The organism is Variovorax paradoxus (assembly GCA_016806145.1).
GTDB lineage: Bacteria > Pseudomonadota > Gammaproteobacteria > Burkholderiales > Burkholderiaceae_C > Variovorax.
The window spans coordinates 3,645,142-3,660,785 of sequence record CP063166.1 but is presented as its reverse complement, the minus strand read 5'-3'; the positions used below and the strand labels follow the sequence as shown (position 1 = coordinate 3,660,785).

At 67.6% G+C, this 15,644-nt stretch carries 16 protein-coding genes; all 16 read left to right on the top strand.

All coding sequences use genetic code 11. From position 1 onward, the window contains the following. The first annotated feature begins 225 nt into the window (after window positions 1–225). The 16 genes from rpsB (at window position 226) to INQ48_17040 (ending at window position 15,617) form a co-directional block, all read left to right on the top strand. On the top strand, window positions 226–978 hold the full coding sequence (rpsB, locus tag INQ48_17115; protein ID QRF55147.1) for a 30S ribosomal protein S2: 753 nt from the start codon (window positions 226–228) through the stop codon (window positions 976–978). A 79-nt stretch (window positions 979–1,057) separates the two neighbouring features. After that, on the top strand, window positions 1,058–1,981 hold the full coding sequence (locus INQ48_17110) for an elongation factor Ts (GenBank protein QRF55146.1): 924 nt from the start codon (window positions 1,058–1,060) through the stop codon (window positions 1,979–1,981). A 102-nt stretch (window positions 1,982–2,083) separates the two neighbouring features. After that, window positions 2,084–2,806, top strand: coding sequence for a UMP kinase (locus INQ48_17105; GenBank protein QRF55145.1), 723 nt, complete (start codon window positions 2,084–2,086; stop codon window positions 2,804–2,806). A 12-nt stretch (window positions 2,807–2,818) separates the two neighbouring features. Then, window positions 2,819–3,379 (top strand): ribosome recycling factor, encoded by a 561-nt coding sequence (gene frr / locus INQ48_17100; protein ID QRF55144.1) that lies wholly within the window; start codon window positions 2,819–2,821, stop codon window positions 3,377–3,379. A gap of 8 nt (window positions 3,380–3,387) precedes the next feature. Then, window positions 3,388–4,125: a di-trans,poly-cis-decaprenylcistransferase gene (gene uppS, locus INQ48_17095; protein QRF55143.1), complete on the top strand. Its 738-nt coding sequence runs from the start codon at window positions 3,388–3,390 to the stop codon at window positions 4,123–4,125. A 29-nt stretch (window positions 4,126–4,154) separates the two neighbouring features. Continuing rightward, complete coding sequence (locus INQ48_17090) at window positions 4,155–5,000, top strand: phosphatidate cytidylyltransferase (protein ID QRF55142.1); 846 nt, start codon at window positions 4,155–4,157, stop codon at window positions 4,998–5,000. Then, window positions 4,997–6,187 (top strand): 1-deoxy-D-xylulose-5-phosphate reductoisomerase, encoded by a 1,191-nt coding sequence (locus tag INQ48_17085; protein ID QRF55141.1) that lies wholly within the window; start codon window positions 4,997–4,999, stop codon window positions 6,185–6,187. The genes INQ48_17090 and INQ48_17085 overlap by 4 nt, the downstream gene beginning before the upstream one ends. Window positions 6,188–6,226: 39 nt before the next feature. Then, window positions 6,227–7,657 (top strand): RIP metalloprotease RseP, encoded by a 1,431-nt coding sequence (gene rseP, locus INQ48_17080; GenBank protein QRF55140.1) that lies wholly within the window; start codon window positions 6,227–6,229, stop codon window positions 7,655–7,657. 39 nt (window positions 7,658–7,696) lie between these two features. Further along, window positions 7,697–10,147: an outer membrane protein assembly factor BamA gene (gene bamA, locus INQ48_17075; GenBank protein ID QRF55139.1), complete on the top strand. Its 2,451-nt coding sequence runs from the start codon at window positions 7,697–7,699 to the stop codon at window positions 10,145–10,147. Next, window positions 10,147–10,710: an OmpH family outer membrane protein gene (locus tag INQ48_17070; GenBank protein QRF55138.1), complete on the top strand. Its 564-nt coding sequence runs from the start codon at window positions 10,147–10,149 to the stop codon at window positions 10,708–10,710. Before bamA ends, INQ48_17070 begins: the two co-directional genes overlap by 1 nt. Before the next feature lie 14 nt (window positions 10,711–10,724). Beyond that, window positions 10,725–11,702 (top strand): UDP-3-O-(3-hydroxymyristoyl)glucosamine N-acyltransferase, encoded by a 978-nt coding sequence (gene lpxD / locus INQ48_17065; GenBank protein QRF55137.1) that lies wholly within the window; start codon window positions 10,725–10,727, stop codon window positions 11,700–11,702. Beyond that, a complete protein-coding gene (gene fabZ / locus INQ48_17060) occupies window positions 11,699–12,181 on the top strand; it encodes a 3-hydroxyacyl-ACP dehydratase FabZ (GenBank protein ID QRF55136.1) in 483 nt (160 codons plus the stop codon). Before lpxD ends, fabZ begins: the two co-directional genes overlap by 4 nt. A gap of 10 nt (window positions 12,182–12,191) precedes the next feature. After that, a complete protein-coding gene (gene lpxA / locus INQ48_17055) occupies window positions 12,192–12,980 on the top strand; it encodes an acyl-ACP--UDP-N-acetylglucosamine O-acyltransferase (GenBank protein QRF55135.1) in 789 nt (262 codons plus the stop codon). 10 nt (window positions 12,981–12,990) lie between these two features. Beyond that, window positions 12,991–14,139: a lipid-A-disaccharide synthase gene (gene lpxB / locus INQ48_17050; protein QRF55134.1), complete on the top strand. Its 1,149-nt coding sequence runs from the start codon at window positions 12,991–12,993 to the stop codon at window positions 14,137–14,139. Then, on the top strand, window positions 14,111–14,827 hold the full coding sequence (gene rnhB / locus INQ48_17045) for a ribonuclease HII (GenBank protein QRF55133.1): 717 nt from the start codon (window positions 14,111–14,113) through the stop codon (window positions 14,825–14,827). Before lpxB ends, rnhB begins: the two co-directional genes overlap by 29 nt. A gap of 4 nt (window positions 14,828–14,831) precedes the next feature. Then, the gene (locus INQ48_17040) at window positions 14,832–15,617 is read left to right on the top strand and encodes an RNA methyltransferase (GenBank protein ID QRF55132.1); all 786 of its coding nucleotides are present in this window, start codon (window positions 14,832–14,834) and stop codon (window positions 15,615–15,617) included. The last annotated feature ends 27 nt before the right edge of the window (window positions 15,618–15,644 follow it).

Here is a 15,644-nt window from a genome sequence, read left to right as displayed (position 1 = left end):
CAGGGCAGAGGTGTCTGAGGCGCGTGCTATACTCTTTGGGTTTCGCTCACGCGGTACTTTGCCTGTCAAGGGGAGAGTGCCACGCAGAAGAAACACATTCGCAAACCAGCCCAATCAAGGTGTTGCGACTTCGCTGATGCAGCGTGGCCGGCCAGGCCGGCGTGCAGTGTCCAGCGGAGTGCAAAAACGGGCTGGATTTTAGACCCAACCTTCGGAGTAACTTCAATGTCCGTCACCATGCGCGAAATGCTGGAAGCCGGTGTCCATTTCGGTCACCAAACCCGCTTCTGGAACCCCAAGATGGCCCCGTTCATCTTCGGTCATCGCAACAAGATCCACATCATCAACCTGGAAAAGTCGCTTCCGATGTTCCAGGATGCGGCCAAGTACGCCAAGCAGCTGACGGCCAACCGCGGCACGATCCTGATGGTCGGCACGAAGCGCCAGGCGCGCGAAATCGTCGCCACCGAAGCTCGCCGCGCCGGCGTGCCCTTCGTCGACACCCGCTGGCTCGGCGGCATGCTGACCAACTTCAAGACCGTCAAGACCTCGATCAAGCGTCTGAAGGACATGAAGGCCCAGCAGGAAGCCGGCCTCGACAGCCTGAGCAAGAAAGAGCAGCTCACCTTCACCCGTGAAATCGAGAAGCTCGAGAAGGACATCGGCGGCATCCAGGACATGACCGCGCTGCCCGATGCCATCTTCGTGATCGACGTGGGCTTCCACAAGATCGCCGTGGCCGAAGCCAAGAAGCTCGGCATTCCGCTGATCGGTGTGGTGGACTCCAACCACTCGCCCGAAGGCATCGACTACGTGATCCCCGGCAACGACGACTCGTCGAAGGCCGTCACGCTGTACGCCCGCGGCATCGCCGACGCGATCATCGAAGGCCGCAACAGCGCGACCAGCGACGTGGTCAAGGCCATCGCCGAAGGTAGCGACGAATTCGTCGAAGTCGAAGAAAGCGCTTCGGCCTGAGCTGCGCGTCCCCGCGCCTGAAGAAGGGGCTTCGTTGCCCCTTTTTTTTAATCTGATTTTCTGAATACGGAGAGAAACAATGGTTGCAATCACCGCAAGCATGGTCGGCGAACTGCGCGCCAAGACCGACGCGCCGATGATGGAGTGCAAGAAGGCTCTGACCGAGGCCGACGGCAACATGGAAAAGGCCGAAGAGCTGCTGCGCATCAAGCTCGGCAACAAGGCTGGCAAGGCATCGAGCCGCATCACCGCCGAAGGCGTGGTGGCTGCCTATGTCGACGACGCCGCCGGCGCGATGATCGAGATCAACTGCGAAACCGACTTCGTCACCAAGAACGACAGCTTCCTGGCCCTGGCCAACGCCGCCGCCAAGCTGGTCGCGCAGAACAACCCGGCCGACATCGCCGCGCTGGGCGCGCTGGCCTACGAGCAGGACGGCTTCGGCCCCGCGCTCGAGGACGTGCGCAAGGGCCTGGTCGGCAAGATCGGCGAGAACATGAGCTTCCGCCGCTTCAAGCGCTTCGCCGGCAACGGCAAGCTGGCTTCGTACCTGCACGGCACGCGCATCGGCGTGGTGGTCGAGTTCGAAGGTGACGATGCCGCCGCCAAGGACGTCGCGATGCACATCGCCGCCATGAAGCCGGTGTCGGTGGCCGCCTCGGACGTGCCGGCCGAGCTGATCGAGAAGGAACGCGCCGTGGCCGCGGGCAAGGCGGAAGAAGACCGCAAGACCGCCGAAGCCGAAGGCAAGAAGCCGCAACCCGCCGACATCGTTGCCAAGCGCATCGAGGGCGGCGTGCAGAAGTTCCTCAAGGAAGTCTCGCTGCACAACCAGCCGTTCGTGAAGAACGACAAGCAGACCGTCGAACAGATGCTCAAGTCCGTCAACACCACCGTCAAGGGCTTCACCCTGTACGTGGTCGGCGAAGGCATCGAGAAGAAGGTCGACGACTTCGCCGCCGAAGTCGCGGCCCAGGTCGCAGCCGCCAAGGCCGCTGCCTGAGACCGTCCCCCGCCAGAAGGCGACAGCGTGCAGGTGCATGCTGTCGCCTTTTCACCGCCAAGCTCTACACTCGCCCCCGCTCACTCTTAAAGGAAATTGCCCATGTCTGATCCCCGCCCAGCCCACAAGCGAATCTTGTTGAAGCTGTCGGGAGAGGCACTGATGGGCGACGACGCCTTCGGCATCAACCGCGCCACCATCGTCCGCATGGTCGCGGAAGTGGCCGAGGTCGTGAACATGGGCGTCGAGGTGGCGGTCGTGATCGGTGGCGGCAACATCTTCCGCGGCGTCGCGGGCGGTTCGGTCGGCATGGACCGCGCCACGGCCGACTACATGGGCATGCTGGCCACGGTGATGAACTCGCTGGCGCTGGCCGATGCCATGAACAAGCAGGGGCTGGTGGCGCGCGTGATGTCCGCCATCGCCATCGAGCAGGTGGTCGAGCCCTATGTGCGGCCCAAGGCGCTGCAGTACCTCGAGGAGGGCAAGGTCGTGGTGTTCGCCGCGGGCACCGGCAACCCCTTCTTCACCACCGACACCGCCGCGGCGCTGCGCGGCGCCGAGATCGGCGCCGAGCTGGTGCTCAAGGCGACCAAGGTCGACGGCGTCTACAGCGCCGACCCGAAGACCCATCCCGACGCGACGCGCTACGCCAGCCTGACCTTCGATCAGGCCATCGCGCAGAATCTCGGCATCATGGACGCGGCAGCCTTCGCGCTGTGCCGCGACCAGAAGCTGCCGATCAAGGTGTTCTCGATCTTCAAGAACGGCGCGCTCAAGCGCGTCGTCATGGGCGAGGACGAGGGCACGCTGGTGCATGCCTAGGAGTATTTGAGAATGACCATTGCCGATATTCGCAGCACGACCGACGCGAAGATGAACCAGTCGATCGCTGCCTTCCAGAACAACCTCACCAAGATCCGCACCGGCCGTGCCAACGCCGCGCTGCTCGACTCGATCCATGTCGAGTACTACGGCTCGCAGGTGCCGCTGAGCCAGGTGGCCAACGTGTCGGTGCTCGACTCGCGCACGCTGAGCGTGCAGCCCTGGGAAAAGGGCATGGGCGCCAAGATCGAGAAGGCCATCCGCGAAAGCGACCTGGGTCTCAACCCGGCCTCGATGGGCGAGCTGATCCGCGTGCCGCTGCCCGCCATGAGCGAAGAGCGCCGCCGCGAAATGACCAAGCTGGTGCGCAACGAAGGCGAGAGCGCCAAGGTCGCGACGCGCAACCTGCGCCGCGACGCCAACGAATCGGTCAAGAAGCTGGTCAAGGACAAGCTGGCTTCGGAAGACGACCAGAAGCGCGCCGAAGCCGAGATCCAGAAGGTGACTGACCGCCACATCGCGGAGATCGATCGCCTGATCGCGGCCAAGGAAGCGGAGATCATGGCCGTTTGAGGCTGCCCATGGCCGCCTCCACGCCGCAGACCATTCCGCACCACATCGCCATCGTCATGGATGGCAATGGCCGCTGGGCCACGCGGCGCTTCCTGCCCCGCGTGGCAGGGCACAAGCAGGGCGTGGAGTCGCTGCGGCGCTGCGTCAAGGCCTGCGTCGACCGCGGTGTGCGGGTGCTGACCGTGTTCGCCTTCTCCTCGGAGAACTGGAACCGCCCGCCCGAGGAGGTCTCGGGCCTCATGGACCTGATGGTCGGCGCGCTGGCGCGCGAGGTGCCCAAGCTCGGCCGCGACGGCGTGCAGCTGCGCTTCGTCGGCGAGCGCGGCGGCCTGTCGCCGAAGATGGTGAAGGGCCTGGTCGACGCCGAGAACGCCACCGCGATGAACGATCGCCTGGTGCTCAACGTGTGCTTCAACTACGGTGGCCGCTGGGACATCGCCCAGGCCGCCGCCAAGCTGGCCGAGCGCGGCGAGCCGCTGACCGAGCTCAACCTCGACCGCGCGATGGCGCTCGCCCACGTGCCCGATCCCGACCTGTTCATCCGCACCGGCGGCGAGCAGCGACTGTCGAACTTCCTGCTCTGGCAGAGCGCCTATGCCGAGCTGTTCTTCAGCGACAAGCTCTGGCCCGAGTTCGACGAGGCCGCGCTCGACGAGGGCATTTCCGCCTTCCAGAACCGCGAACGCCGCTTCGGCAAGACATCGGCGCAGGTCTCGACCAGCGCCAGACCCCGCCAGACGGCCTGAATCTCTCTTTCCCGGACGAACCCCGCTGCATGCTCAAGCAACGCATCCTCACGGCGATCGTCCTGCTGGCGATCCTTCTGCCGGCGCTTTTCTATCCTTCCTACGTTCCCTTCGGCTGCGTGATGCTGGTTTTGATCGGCGCCGCGGCCTGGGAGTGGGGGCGCCTCAACGGCTATGGCCAGCGCGTGTCGGTGTTCCTCGGCCTCGAGATGGTGGTGCTGTGCGCGCTCTCGTGGTGGCTCGGGCTGCTCGAGCGGCCGCTGCTGCTGCTGTGGACGCTCGCCAGCGCGGCCTGGGTGCTCGGCGGCGCGGCGCTGCTGCGCGCGGCGGTGCCGGGCTGGCCCAAGGTGCCGCGCGGCATCCGTCTCGTGGGCGGCTTGCTGGCGCTGTGGGTGGCCTGGCTGGCCGCGGTGCAGGCGCGCCTGATCGGCATCAACTTCCTGCTCTCGATCCTGGTGCTGGTCTGGGTTGCCGACGTCTTCGCCTATTTCGCCGGCCGCGCCTTCGGCCTCAAGTTCACGCGGCGCAAGCTCGCGCCCGCGATCAGTCCTGGCAAGAGCTGGGAAGGCGTCTGGGGCGGCATGGCGGGCGTGGTGGTGCTGGCGCTGGCCTGGGTCTGGGCCGATGCCTCGGCGCAGGCGACGGTGGCCAGCCTCTACAGCCGGCTGGCGACGCGCGGCTGGTGGCTGCTGCTGCTCGGCGTGGTCTTCCTGGCGGCGATGAGCGTGGTCGGTGACCTGGTCGAGTCGCTGATCAAGCGCAGCGCGGGCGCCAAGGACAGCAGCCGGCTGCTGCCCGGCCACGGCGGGGTGCTCGATCGGGTGGATGCCCTCTTGCCCACGCTCCCCATTGCAATGATGCTGGCTTTTCTGTGAACACTTCCCCCCGACAACGCGTGACGGTGCTCGGCTCGACCGGTTCGGTCGGCGTCAGCACGCTCGACGTGATCGCGCGCCATCCCGAGCGCTTCGAGGTCTTCGCGCTCTCGGCCGCCACCAAGGTCGACGAGATGCTCGCGCAGTGCGCGCGCTTCTCGCCGCGCTTCGCGGTCATGGCGAGCGAGGCCCATGCGGCCGCGCTGGCCGATAAGCTCCAGCAGAACAATCTGCCGACCCGGGTCCTGTCCGGCGCCGGTGCTATCGAAGAGATAGCGTCGCACGAGGAGGTCGATGCCGTGATGGCGGCCATCGTCGGCGCCGCGGGCCTGGGGCCCTGCCTGGCGGCCGCGCGCGCCGGAAAGCGCCTGCTGCTCGCCAACAAGGAGGCGCTGGTGGTCGGCGGCGACCTGTTCATGCGCATGGTGCGCGAGGGCGGGGCGACGCTGCTGCCGATCGACAGCGAGCATTCGGCGATCTTCCAGTCGCTGCCCGAGGACCCATCCACCTGGGCGCGGCGCATCGACAAGATCATCCTCACGGCCTCGGGCGGCCCGTTCCGCACCCGCGCGCCCGAGACCCTTGGTTCCGTCACCCCCGAGCAGGCCTGCGCCCATCCCAACTGGGTCATGGGGCGCAAGATCTCGGTCGACTCGGCCACCATGATGAACAAGGCCCTCGAGGTGATCGAGGCGCGGCACCTGTTCGGCGTGGCGCCCGAGCAGATCGAGGTGGTGATCCATCCTCAGAGCGTGGTCCATTCGATGGTGCAGTTCACCGACGCCTCGGTGCTGGCCCAGCTCGGCACGCCCGACATGCGGGTGCCGATCGCCGTCGGCCTGGCCTGGCCCGAGCGCATCGAGAGCGGAGCGGCGCGGCTGGACTTCCGCCAATTGGCCGATCTGAGCTTCCATGCGCCCGACGCGGCGCTCTTCCCGGGCCTGGACCTGGCCTGGCAGGCGCTGCGCGCGGTGCCCGGCACCACGGCCGTGCTGAACGCCGCCAACGAGGTCGCGGTCGAGGCCTTCCTGGCGCGCCGGCTGCGCTTCGATCGCATTCATGCGGTCAACATGGAAACTTTGGAGGCGGTCGCGCCCTCCAAGCCGGCGTCGCTGGCCGATCTGCTGGCCCTCGACGCCAGCGCCCGCGCTGCCGCGAATGCCGCGGCGCTGCGTCTGTCCGCCTGACGCCCCGCGCGCCACCGATTCCAAGAAGCAAGGTTCCGGATGCTCACCCTCGTTGCATTCATCGTCGCGCTCGGCCTGCTGATCACCGTCCACGAGTACGGCCACTACCGGGTCGCGGTCGCCTGCGGCGTCAAGGTCAAGCGCTTCGGCGTGGCCACGCTGCCATTCGGCAGCCCCGACAGCCCCTCGCTGCTCGGCCGCATCCTCTGGCGCGTCAGCAAACCGGTCTACGCGTGGAAGCCGCGGCGCCAGCATCCGGGCCAGGACACCGAGTTCGCCATCGGCCTGTTTCCCTTCGGCGGCTACGTGCAGATGCTCGACGAGCGCGAGGCCCCGGTGGCGCCCGAAGAGCGCCATCGTGCCTTCAATACCCAGCCGCTGCGCTCGCGCGCGGCCATCGTCGCGGCCGGTCCGATCGCCAACCTGCTGATGGCGGTGGCGCTCTACACGGTCGTGAACTGGATCGGCGTGCAGGAGCCGGTGGCGACGCTGGCGCGGCCGGTGGCGGCTTCGCTGGCCGAGCAGGCCGGGCTGCGCGGCGGCGAGCACATCGCCCGCGCCGGCTTCGAGGGCGACGAGCTGACCGAGGTCCAGTCCTTCGAGGACCTGCGCTGGCGCATGATCCGTGGCGCGCTCGACGGCCACGACCTCACGCTCGAGGTGGCGGGGCAGGGCGGCCAGCCGGCCCGCACGCTCGTGCTGCCGCTGAGCCGCATCGAGGTCAAGGATGCCGATGCCCAGATGTTCCGCAAGATCGGCGTGCTGGCGCCCATGACCCGTCCCGAGATCGGCGAGGTGATGGCCGGCGGCGCCGGCGAGCGTTCGGGCCTGCGCCGCGGCGACCTGGTGCGCGCCATCGGCGACACCGCCATCGTCGACGGCCAGCAGCTGCGCGAGGCGATCCGCGCCTCGGTCAAGGACGGTAAGGCGCTCGCGCTGCCCTGGCAGATCGAGCGCGAGGGCCGCGCGCAGACGATCGAGGTCACCCCCGAGGTGCGCGAGGAGGGCGGCCTGAAGGTCGGCCGCATCGGCGCCTACGTGGGCGCGCCGCCCGACATGGTGACCGTGCGGCAGGGTCCGGTCGACGGCGTCTGGCGCGGCGTGGTCCGCACCTGGGAGGTGTCGGCGCTGACCGTGCGCATGATGGCCAAGATGGTCATCGGCCAGGCCTCGATCAAGAATCTCAGCGGCCCGATCACCATTGCCGATTACGCCGGCAAGTCCGCCAGCCTCGGCCTTACGCAGTACCTGGTGTTCCTCGCGCTCATCAGCGTGAGCCTGGGCGTGCTCAATCTGCTCCCGCTGCCGGTCCTCGATGGGGGGCACCTGATGTATTATCTTTGGGAGGGCCTGACCGGTAAAAGCGTCTCCGACGTCTGGATGGACTGGCTTCAGCGCGGTGGCGTTGCCCTGCTCCTGGTCATGATGTCGATTGCCTTGTTCAACGACACATCGCGGCTCTTTGGTTAACTATCTTGCCGGCCCTTTCCGCGCCGGATCAATTCACAGATGAACAAAAACTTCAGTCGCTTTCGCCTGCGTAGCGTTGCCGCACTGGTGGCCAGCACGCTGGCGGCCACGGCAGCCTGGGCCGTCGAGCCCTTCACCGTGCGCGACATCCGCGTGGAAGGCCTGCAACGCGTGGAGCCCGGAACGATCTTCGCGTCGTTGCCGCTGCGCGTGGGCGACACCTACAGCGACGACCGCGGTTCCGCCGCCATCCGCGCGCTGTTCGATCTGGGGTTGTTCAAGGACGTGCGCATCGACGTCAACGGCAATGTGCTGGTGGTGATCGTCGAGGAACGCCCGACCATCGCCGACGTCGATTTCGTCGGCACCAAGGAATTCGACAAGGCGGCGCTGCAGAAGGCGCTGCGCGAGGTCGGCCTGACCGAAGGCCGGCCCTACGACAAGGCCCTGGCCGACCGCGCCGAGCAGGAGCTCAAGCGCCAGTACGTGAGCCGCAGCCTCTACAACGCGCAGGTCGTGACCACCGTCACGCCGATCGAGCGCAACCGCGTGAACCTGACCTTCACGGTCACCGAAGGCGACTCGGCGCGCATCCGCGAAGTGCACATCGTCGGCAACAAGGACTTCAGCGAGAGCACGCTGCTCGACCTGTTCGACCAGGACAGCGGCGGCTGGCTCAGCTGGTACACCAAGTCGAACCAGTACTCGCGCGCCAAGCTCAATGCCGACCTCGAGACGCTCAAGAGCTACTACATCACGCGCGGCTACCTCGAGTTCCGCGTCGACTCCACGCAGGTCGCGATCTCGCCCGACCGCCAGGACCTGTCGGTGACGGTCAACATCACGGAAGGCGAGAAGTTCGTCGTCGCGGGCGTCAAGCTCGACGGCAACTTCCTCGGCCGCGACGAGGAATTCAAGACCCTGGTCACGATCAAGCCCGGCGAGCCCTACAACGGCGAGCAGGTCACGGCGACCACCAAGGCCTTCACCGACTACTTCGGCACCTTCGGCTACGCCTTCGCACGCGTGCAGGCCAAGCCCGAGATCGACCGCGTCAACAACCGCGTGACGCTGGTGCTGCAGGCCGAGCCTTCGCGCCGCGTCTACGTGCGCCGTGTGAACGTCGGCGGCAACTCCCGCACGCGCGACGAAGTGATCCGCCGCGAATTCCGCCAGTACGAGGCTTCCTGGTACGACGGCGACAAGATCAAGCTCTCGCGCGACCGCGTGGACCGCCTGGGCTACTTCACCGAAGTGAACGTCGAAACCCAGGAACTGCCGGGCTCGCCCGACCAGGTCGACCTGCTGATCACCGTGGCCGAGAAGCCCACCGGTTCGCTGCAGCTGGGCGCCGGCTATTCGAGCGCCGAGCGCGTCTCTCTGACCTTCGGCATCCAGCAGGAAAATGTGTTCGGCTCGGGCAACTATCTGGGCCTGCAGGTCAACACCAGCAAGTCGAACCGCACGATCTCGGTGACCACCACCGATCCGTACTTCACCAAGGACGGCATCTCGCGCACGATCAGCGTCTATCACAACACGACCCGCCCGTACAACACGGCCGTCGACGGCGACTACCAGCTGGTCAACCAGGGCGCGTCGATCCGCTTCGGCGTGCCGTTCAGCGAACTCGACACGGTGTTCTTCGGCATCGGCGTGGAGCGCTATGCGTTCAATGCCAAGAACACCTACGCGTTCCTGACCCCGAACTCCTACCGCAGCTACTTCGGTTGCACGACGCGTCCGATCCCGAGCCTGGTGCCGGGCCTCAACTTCGACGTGATCGACGGCTGCTCGAACGACAGCGTGTGGGGCATCCCGCTGACCGTGGGCTGGGCGCGCGACGACCGCGACAGCGCACTGGTCCCGACCAAGGGTCGGCTGCAGCGCGCCAACCTCGAGATCGGTGTCGGCGGCGACATGCGGTACTTCAAGACCAACTACCAGTACCAGCAGTTCTTCCCGATCAACAAGCAGTACACCTTCGCGATCAACTCCGAAGTCGGCTACGGCAAGGCGTTCGGCGGCAAGGTCTATCCGATCTTCAAGAACTTCTACGCCGGTGGCCTGGGCTCGGTGCGCGGCTTCGAGCAGAACTCGCTCGGTCCGCGCGACCAGCCGCTGCTCGGCCAGACCGAAGGCGCCGCGCTCGGCGGCACCAGGAAGGCCATCTTCAACGCCGAACTCAGCACGCCGTTCCCCGGCGCCGGCAACGACCGCACGCTGCGCCTGTACGGCTTCTTCGACGCCGGCAACGTGTTCGGCTCGCGCTCGGCCGGCCTCACCGACGAACAGTGGAAGGCTTCGAAGAAGATCCGCGCCTCGGTCGGTCTCGGCATCAGCTGGATCTCCCCGCTCGGCCCGCTGCGGATCGCCTATGCCGTTCCGGTGCGCCAGCAGAAGGAAGTGCAGGACCCGAACACGGGCCTGATCCTGATCCCGAAGGATAGAATCCAGCGCCTGCAATTCCAGATCGGAACCTCTTTCTAATGACGCATTTGATTCGCGCCACGGCAGGCGCGTTGCTGATTCCCGCGATGGCATGGCTCGCGGCGCCCGCATGGGCGCAGGCGCAGGAAACATTTCGTATCGGCTTCGTCAATCCCGATCGCGTGCTGCGCGAGGCGCAGCCCGCGAAGACGGCGCAGGCCAAGCTCGAGGCCGAGTTCCTCAAGCGCGAAAAGGACCTGACCGCGCAGGGCGATGCCCTGAAGGCCGCGTCCGAGAAGTTCGAGCGCGAGGCCGTGACCCTGCCCGAGAGCCAGCGTGCCGCGCGCCAGCGCACGCTGATCGAGCAGGACCGCGACTTCCAGCGTCGCCGCCGCGAGTTCCAGGAAGACCTCAACGCGCGCAAGAACGAAGAGCTGCAGCAGGTCTACGACCGTGCCAATCGCGTGGTCAAGCAGGTCGCCGAAGCCGAGAAGTACGACGCGATCCTGCAGGAAGCGATCTACATCAATCCGAAGCACGACATCACCGACAAGGTGATCAAGGCGCTCAACGCCTCGGTGAGCACGCCCTCGTCCGCTTCCTCGCCCACGGGCGGCAAGTAACGCCGCGTACCGGCGTGGCACTGCAGCTAGGAGCCATCGTTGACGCCCTCGGGGGCGAGCTTCATGGCGATGCGACGCTGTCCATCGAGCGCCTGTCCCCGCTCCAGAATGCACAGCCCGATGCGCTCAGCTTCCTGAGCCATCCCAAGTACCAGCAGGAACTCGCGGCCTCCAAGGCCGCCTGCGTGATCGTGTCGCCCGCGATGAGCGAGGCGGCCGCCGCGCGCGGCGCCTACATCGTCGCGCCCGATCCCTACCTCTATTTCGCACGGCTCACGCAGCTGTGGAAGGCGAGCCATGCGCGGCCCGAGGCCGAGCGCATCCATCCCTCGGCCGTCGTCCATCCCGAGGCGCGGGTCGATCCCACGGCCCGCATCGGCGCGCTGTGCGTGGTCGAGCGCGGGGCGCGCATCGGTGCCGGCACGGTGCTGAAGTCGCGCGTCACCGTGAGCGAGGACTGCACGATCGGCGAGCGCTGCCTGCTGCATCCGGGCGTGGTTGTCGGTGCCGACGGCTTCGGCCTCGCGCCGAGCAAGGAGGGCTGGGTCAAGATCGAGCAGCTGGGCGCGGTGCGCATCGGCAACGACGTCGAGATCGGCGCCAACACCTGCATCGACCGCGGCGCGCTCGACGACACCGTGCTCGAGGACGGCGTGAAGCTCGACAACCTGATCCAGATCGGCCACAACGTGCGCGTGGGCCGCAACACCGCGATGGCGGGCTGCGTCGGCGTGGCCGGCAGCGCGACCATCGGCGCCAACTGCACCTTCGGCGGCGGTGCCATCGTGCTGGGCCACCTGAGCGTGGCCGACGGCGTCCACGTGTCCGCCGCCACCGTGGTGACACGCTCCATCCGCAAGGCCGGCCAGTACACCGGCATGTTCCCCATCGATGACAATGCGACCTGGGAAAAGAACGCCGCAACGCTCAAGCAGTTGCACAGCCTGCGCGAACGACTGAAGGCGCTGGAGAAGGCTCCCCCCCAACAATGACGACGATGCAGGAACAGAAGACCACCATGACGACGACGCTCGACATCCATCAAATCCTCAAGCTGCTGCCGCACCGCTATCCTTTTCTGCTGGTCGACCGCGTGCTGGACATGGAGAAGGGCAAGCGCATCACGGCGCTCAAGAACGTGACCATGAACGAGCCGTTTTTCAACGGCCACTTCCCGCATCGCCCGGTGATGCCCGGCGTGCTGATGCTCGAAGCCATGGCGCAGGCCGCGGCGCTGCTGTCGTTTCGTTCGCTCGACATCGTGCCCGACGACAACACCGTCTACTACTTCGCCGCGATCGACGGCGCGCGCTTCAAGCGCCCCGTGGAGCCGGGCGACCAGCTCACGCTGGAGGTCGAGATCGAGCGCATGAAGGCCGGCATCTCGAAGTTCAAGGGCCGGGCGCTGGTGGGCAGCGAGCTGGCCTGCGAAGCCTCCCTGATGTGCGCGATGCGCCAGATCAACGCCTGACGATCGGCGCATGACGCAGGTTCATCCGACGGCCATCGTCGATCCCAAGGCCGAGCTCGACCCGTCGGTCGCGGTCGGTCCCTATACCGTGATCGGTCCGCATGTGCGTATCGGTGCGGGAACGGTCATCGGCTCGCACTGCGTGATCGAAGGTCACACGACCATCGGGCGCGACAACCGCATCTTCCAGTTCTCGTCGCTGGGTGCGGTGCCGCAGGACAAGAAGCACGCGGGGGAGCCGACCGAGCTCACGATCGGCGACCGCAACACGGTGCGCGAGTTCTGCACCTTCAATGTCGGCACGGTGCAGGACGCGGGCGTCACCCGCATCGGCGACGACAACTGGATCATGGCCTACGTGCACATCGCGCACGACTGCCAGCTCGGCAACCAGATCACGATGGCCAACAACACCACGCTGGCCGGCCATGTCCAGATCGGCGACTGGGTCACGGTCGGCGGCCTGGTGGGCATCCTGCAGCGCATGCGCGTCGGCGCGCATTCGATGATCGGTTTCGGCAGCCATATCGCGATGGACGTGCCGCCCTACATGGTGGTCGACGGCACCCCGCTCACGGTGCGCGGCGTGAACCTGGTCGGCCTGCGCCGGCGCGACTTCTCGGCCGGGCGCATCGCCGCCATCCGCGACATGCACAAGCTGCTGTACCGCCAGGGCAAGACGCTCGAGGAGGCGCGTGCCGGCATTGCCGCGCTGGCCGCCGAAACGCCCGATGCGGCCGCCGACGTGGCGCTGATGGACGGCTTCCTCGCCACCTCCACGCGCGGCATCGCGCGCTGAGTTTCCAGCAATGACATCCAACGGGCAGCGACGCTTCGCGCTGGTCGCCGGCGAAGCATCCGGCGACCTGCTGGCCGGGCTGCTGCTCGACGGCCTCACCGCGCGCTGGCCTGGCCTGCAGACCGCCGGCATCGGCGGCCCGCGCATGCTGGCGCACGGTTTCGAGAGCTGGTGGCCGCAGGAAAAGCTCGCGGTGCGCGGCTACATCGAGGTGCTGCGCCACTACGCCGAGATCGCGGGCATCCGGCGCCAGCTCAAGGCGCGGCTGCTGCGCGAATGGCCCGAACTCTTCATCGGCGTCGACGCGCCCGATTTCAACCTCGACCTCGAGGCCGGCCTGCGTGGCCGCGGCATGAAGACGGTGCACTTCGTCTGCCCGTCGATCTGGGCCTGGCGGCCCGAGCGCATCGAGAAGATCCGCGCCGCGGCCGACCACGTGCTGTGCATCTTCCCGTTCGAGCCCGAGCTGCTGGCCTCGCAGGGCGTGCAGGCGAGCTATGTCGGGCATCCGCTGGCCAACGTGATTCCCATGACGGTCGACCGCGCGGCGGTGCGCGCCTCGCTGGGCCTCGCGCCCGACGCCCAGGTGGTGGCGCTGCTGCCGGGCAGCAGGCGCTCCGAGGTTCGCTACCTGGCGGCCCGTTTCTTCGAGGCCGCCGCGCTGATGCGCAAGGCGCGGCCCGCGCTGCGCTTCGTGGCGCCGATCCTGCCGGGGCTGCGCGCCGAGGTCGAGGCGCTCTTGAAGGCCAGCGGCCTGGGCGACGCGGTGACGCTGCTCGACGGCCAGTCGCATGCCGCGCTGTCCGCGTGCGACGTCACGCTGATCGCCAGCGGCACCGCCACGCTCGAGGCGGCGCTGTTCAAGCGGCCGATGGTCATCGCCTACAACATGAACAGCCTCTCGTGGCGGATGATGCAGCGCAAGCAGCTCCAGCCGTGGGTCGGGCTGCCTAACATCCTGTGCCGCGACTTCGTGGTGCCCGAATTGCTGCAGGAAGCCGCGTCGCCCGAGGCGCTGGCCCAGGCCACGCTCGAATGGCTCGATGCCCCCGAGCGGGTGCGCGCGCTCGAGGCGCGTTTCGCCGAACTCCACGTGCAACTGCAGCGCGATACGCCGACACTGTGCGCCGATGCGATCCAGAAAGTTCTTGAAGGCTGAACAGGCGCCCCTGGCCTGGGACGCGCCCGGCCTGCTGGCGGGCGTGGACGAGGCGGGACGCGGTCCGCTGGCCGGGCCGGTGGTCGCCGCGGCCGTGATCCTCGACGACGAGCGCCCGATCCGCGGCCTGGCCGACTCCAAGACCCTGACCGCGCTGCAGCGCGAGCGGCTGCACGACCAGATCATGGCCAAGGCGCTGTGCTGCTCGATCGCGCAGGCCAGCGTGGAGGAGATCGACACCCACAACATCCTGCAGGCGACCATGCTGGCGATGCGCCGCGCGGTCGAGGGCCTGCGCCTGAAGCCGGCCAAGGTGCTGGTGGACGGCAACCGGCTGCCGCAGCTCGACGTGCTGGCCGAGGCCATCGTCAAGGGCGACGCGCGCGTGAAGGCGATCTCTGCCGCGTCGATCCTGGCCAAGGTGCACCGCGATCGGCTCTGCGAGCAGCTGCACCAGGAGTTTCCGCACTACGGCTTCGCGGGCCACAAGGGCTACGGCACGCCCGAGCATCTCGAGGCCCTGCTGCAGCATGGCGCCTGCGTGCACCACCGGCGTTCGTTCAGCCCGGTGGCGGCCGCGCTGGCGCGCATGACGCCGACGGTGCCGGTGGTCCAGGTCGAATCCACGCTCACCGCGGTTGCGGTGCAGACCCAGGTCGTGGCCATCGAATTGCGCCCGGCGCCCTGATCCGATGACCACGCCCGCCGGCCCAAGCCGCATCAGCTCGCGCGACAACCCATTGCTCAAGGACCTGCGCAAGCTGGCGCAGGACCCGGGCGCCTACCGCAAGCTGGGCCGCATCTGGCTCGAGGGCGACCACCTGTGCCGCGCCGCGCTGGCGCGCGGCGTGACGCCGGCGGTGGCCGTGTTCTCGCTGTCGTTCTGGCCGCAGGCGCCCGCCGAATGGTCGCGCGATGCCGCCAAGACCGTGCTCGTCGACGACGAATTGCTGAAGGCGGCGAGCGCTCTGGAATCGCCGGCGCCCATGGGTTTCCTGCTCGAGCTGCCCGAGCGGCCCGCGGTGCTGCCCGAGGCGCCGACCGTGGTGCTCGACCGGCTGCAGGACGCCGGCAACGTCGGTTCGGTGCTGCGCAGCGCCGCGGCTTTCGGCTTCCAGCAGGTGATCGCGCTCAAGGGCACGGCGGCGCTCTGGTCGCCCAAGGTGCTGCGCGCGGGCATGGGAGCCCATTTCGGCCTGCGGCTGATCGAGGGCGTCGATGCCGAGGCGCTCGAGGCGCTGGCGGTGCCGCTGGTCGCCACCAGCTCGCACCGCGGCGACTGGCTGCACGCGGCGAAGCTGCCGCATCCCTGCGCCTGGTTGCTGGGCCACGAAGGGCAGGGCGTGTCGGCCGTGCTCGAGGCGCGGGCCACGCACCACATCCGCATTGCGCAGCCCGGGGGCGAGGAGTCGCTCAACGTGGCCTCGGCCGCTGCCATCTGCCTGCATGCGAGCGGCGCGGCCACCCTCAAAAGATAAGAAACATTCTCAGTTGCCGCCGGGTTC

Excerpts from the sequence above, each read along its gene's own strand:
- rpsB (QRF55147.1), top strand. The coding sequence starts at position 226 with ATGTCCGTCACCATGCGCGAAATGCTGGAAGCCGGTGTCCATTTCGGT.
- INQ48_17110 (QRF55146.1), top strand. The coding sequence starts at position 1,058 with ATGGTTGCAATCACCGCAAGCATGGTCGGCGAACTGCGCGCCAAGACC.
- INQ48_17105 (QRF55145.1), top strand. The coding sequence starts at position 2,084 with ATGTCTGATCCCCGCCCAGCCCACAAGCGAATCTTGTTGAAGCTGTCG.
- frr (QRF55144.1), top strand. The coding sequence starts at position 2,819 with ATGACCATTGCCGATATTCGCAGCACGACCGACGCGAAGATGAACCAG.
- uppS (QRF55143.1), top strand. The coding sequence starts at position 3,388 with ATGGCCGCCTCCACGCCGCAGACCATTCCGCACCACATCGCCATCGTC.
- INQ48_17090 (QRF55142.1), top strand. The coding sequence starts at position 4,155 with ATGCTCAAGCAACGCATCCTCACGGCGATCGTCCTGCTGGCGATCCTT.
- rseP (QRF55140.1), top strand. The coding sequence starts at position 6,227 with ATGCTCACCCTCGTTGCATTCATCGTCGCGCTCGGCCTGCTGATCACC.
- bamA (QRF55139.1), top strand. The coding sequence starts at position 7,697 with ATGAACAAAAACTTCAGTCGCTTTCGCCTGCGTAGCGTTGCCGCACTG.
- INQ48_17070 (QRF55138.1), top strand. The coding sequence starts at position 10,147 with ATGACGCATTTGATTCGCGCCACGGCAGGCGCGTTGCTGATTCCCGCG.
- fabZ (QRF55136.1), top strand. The coding sequence starts at position 11,699 with ATGACGACGATGCAGGAACAGAAGACCACCATGACGACGACGCTCGAC.
- lpxA (QRF55135.1), top strand. The coding sequence starts at position 12,192 with ATGACGCAGGTTCATCCGACGGCCATCGTCGATCCCAAGGCCGAGCTC.
- lpxB (QRF55134.1), top strand. The coding sequence starts at position 12,991 with ATGACATCCAACGGGCAGCGACGCTTCGCGCTGGTCGCCGGCGAAGCA.
- rnhB (QRF55133.1), top strand. The coding sequence starts at position 14,111 with ATGCGATCCAGAAAGTTCTTGAAGGCTGAACAGGCGCCCCTGGCCTGG.
- INQ48_17040 (QRF55132.1), top strand. The coding sequence starts at position 14,832 with ATGACCACGCCCGCCGGCCCAAGCCGCATCAGCTCGCGCGACAACCCA.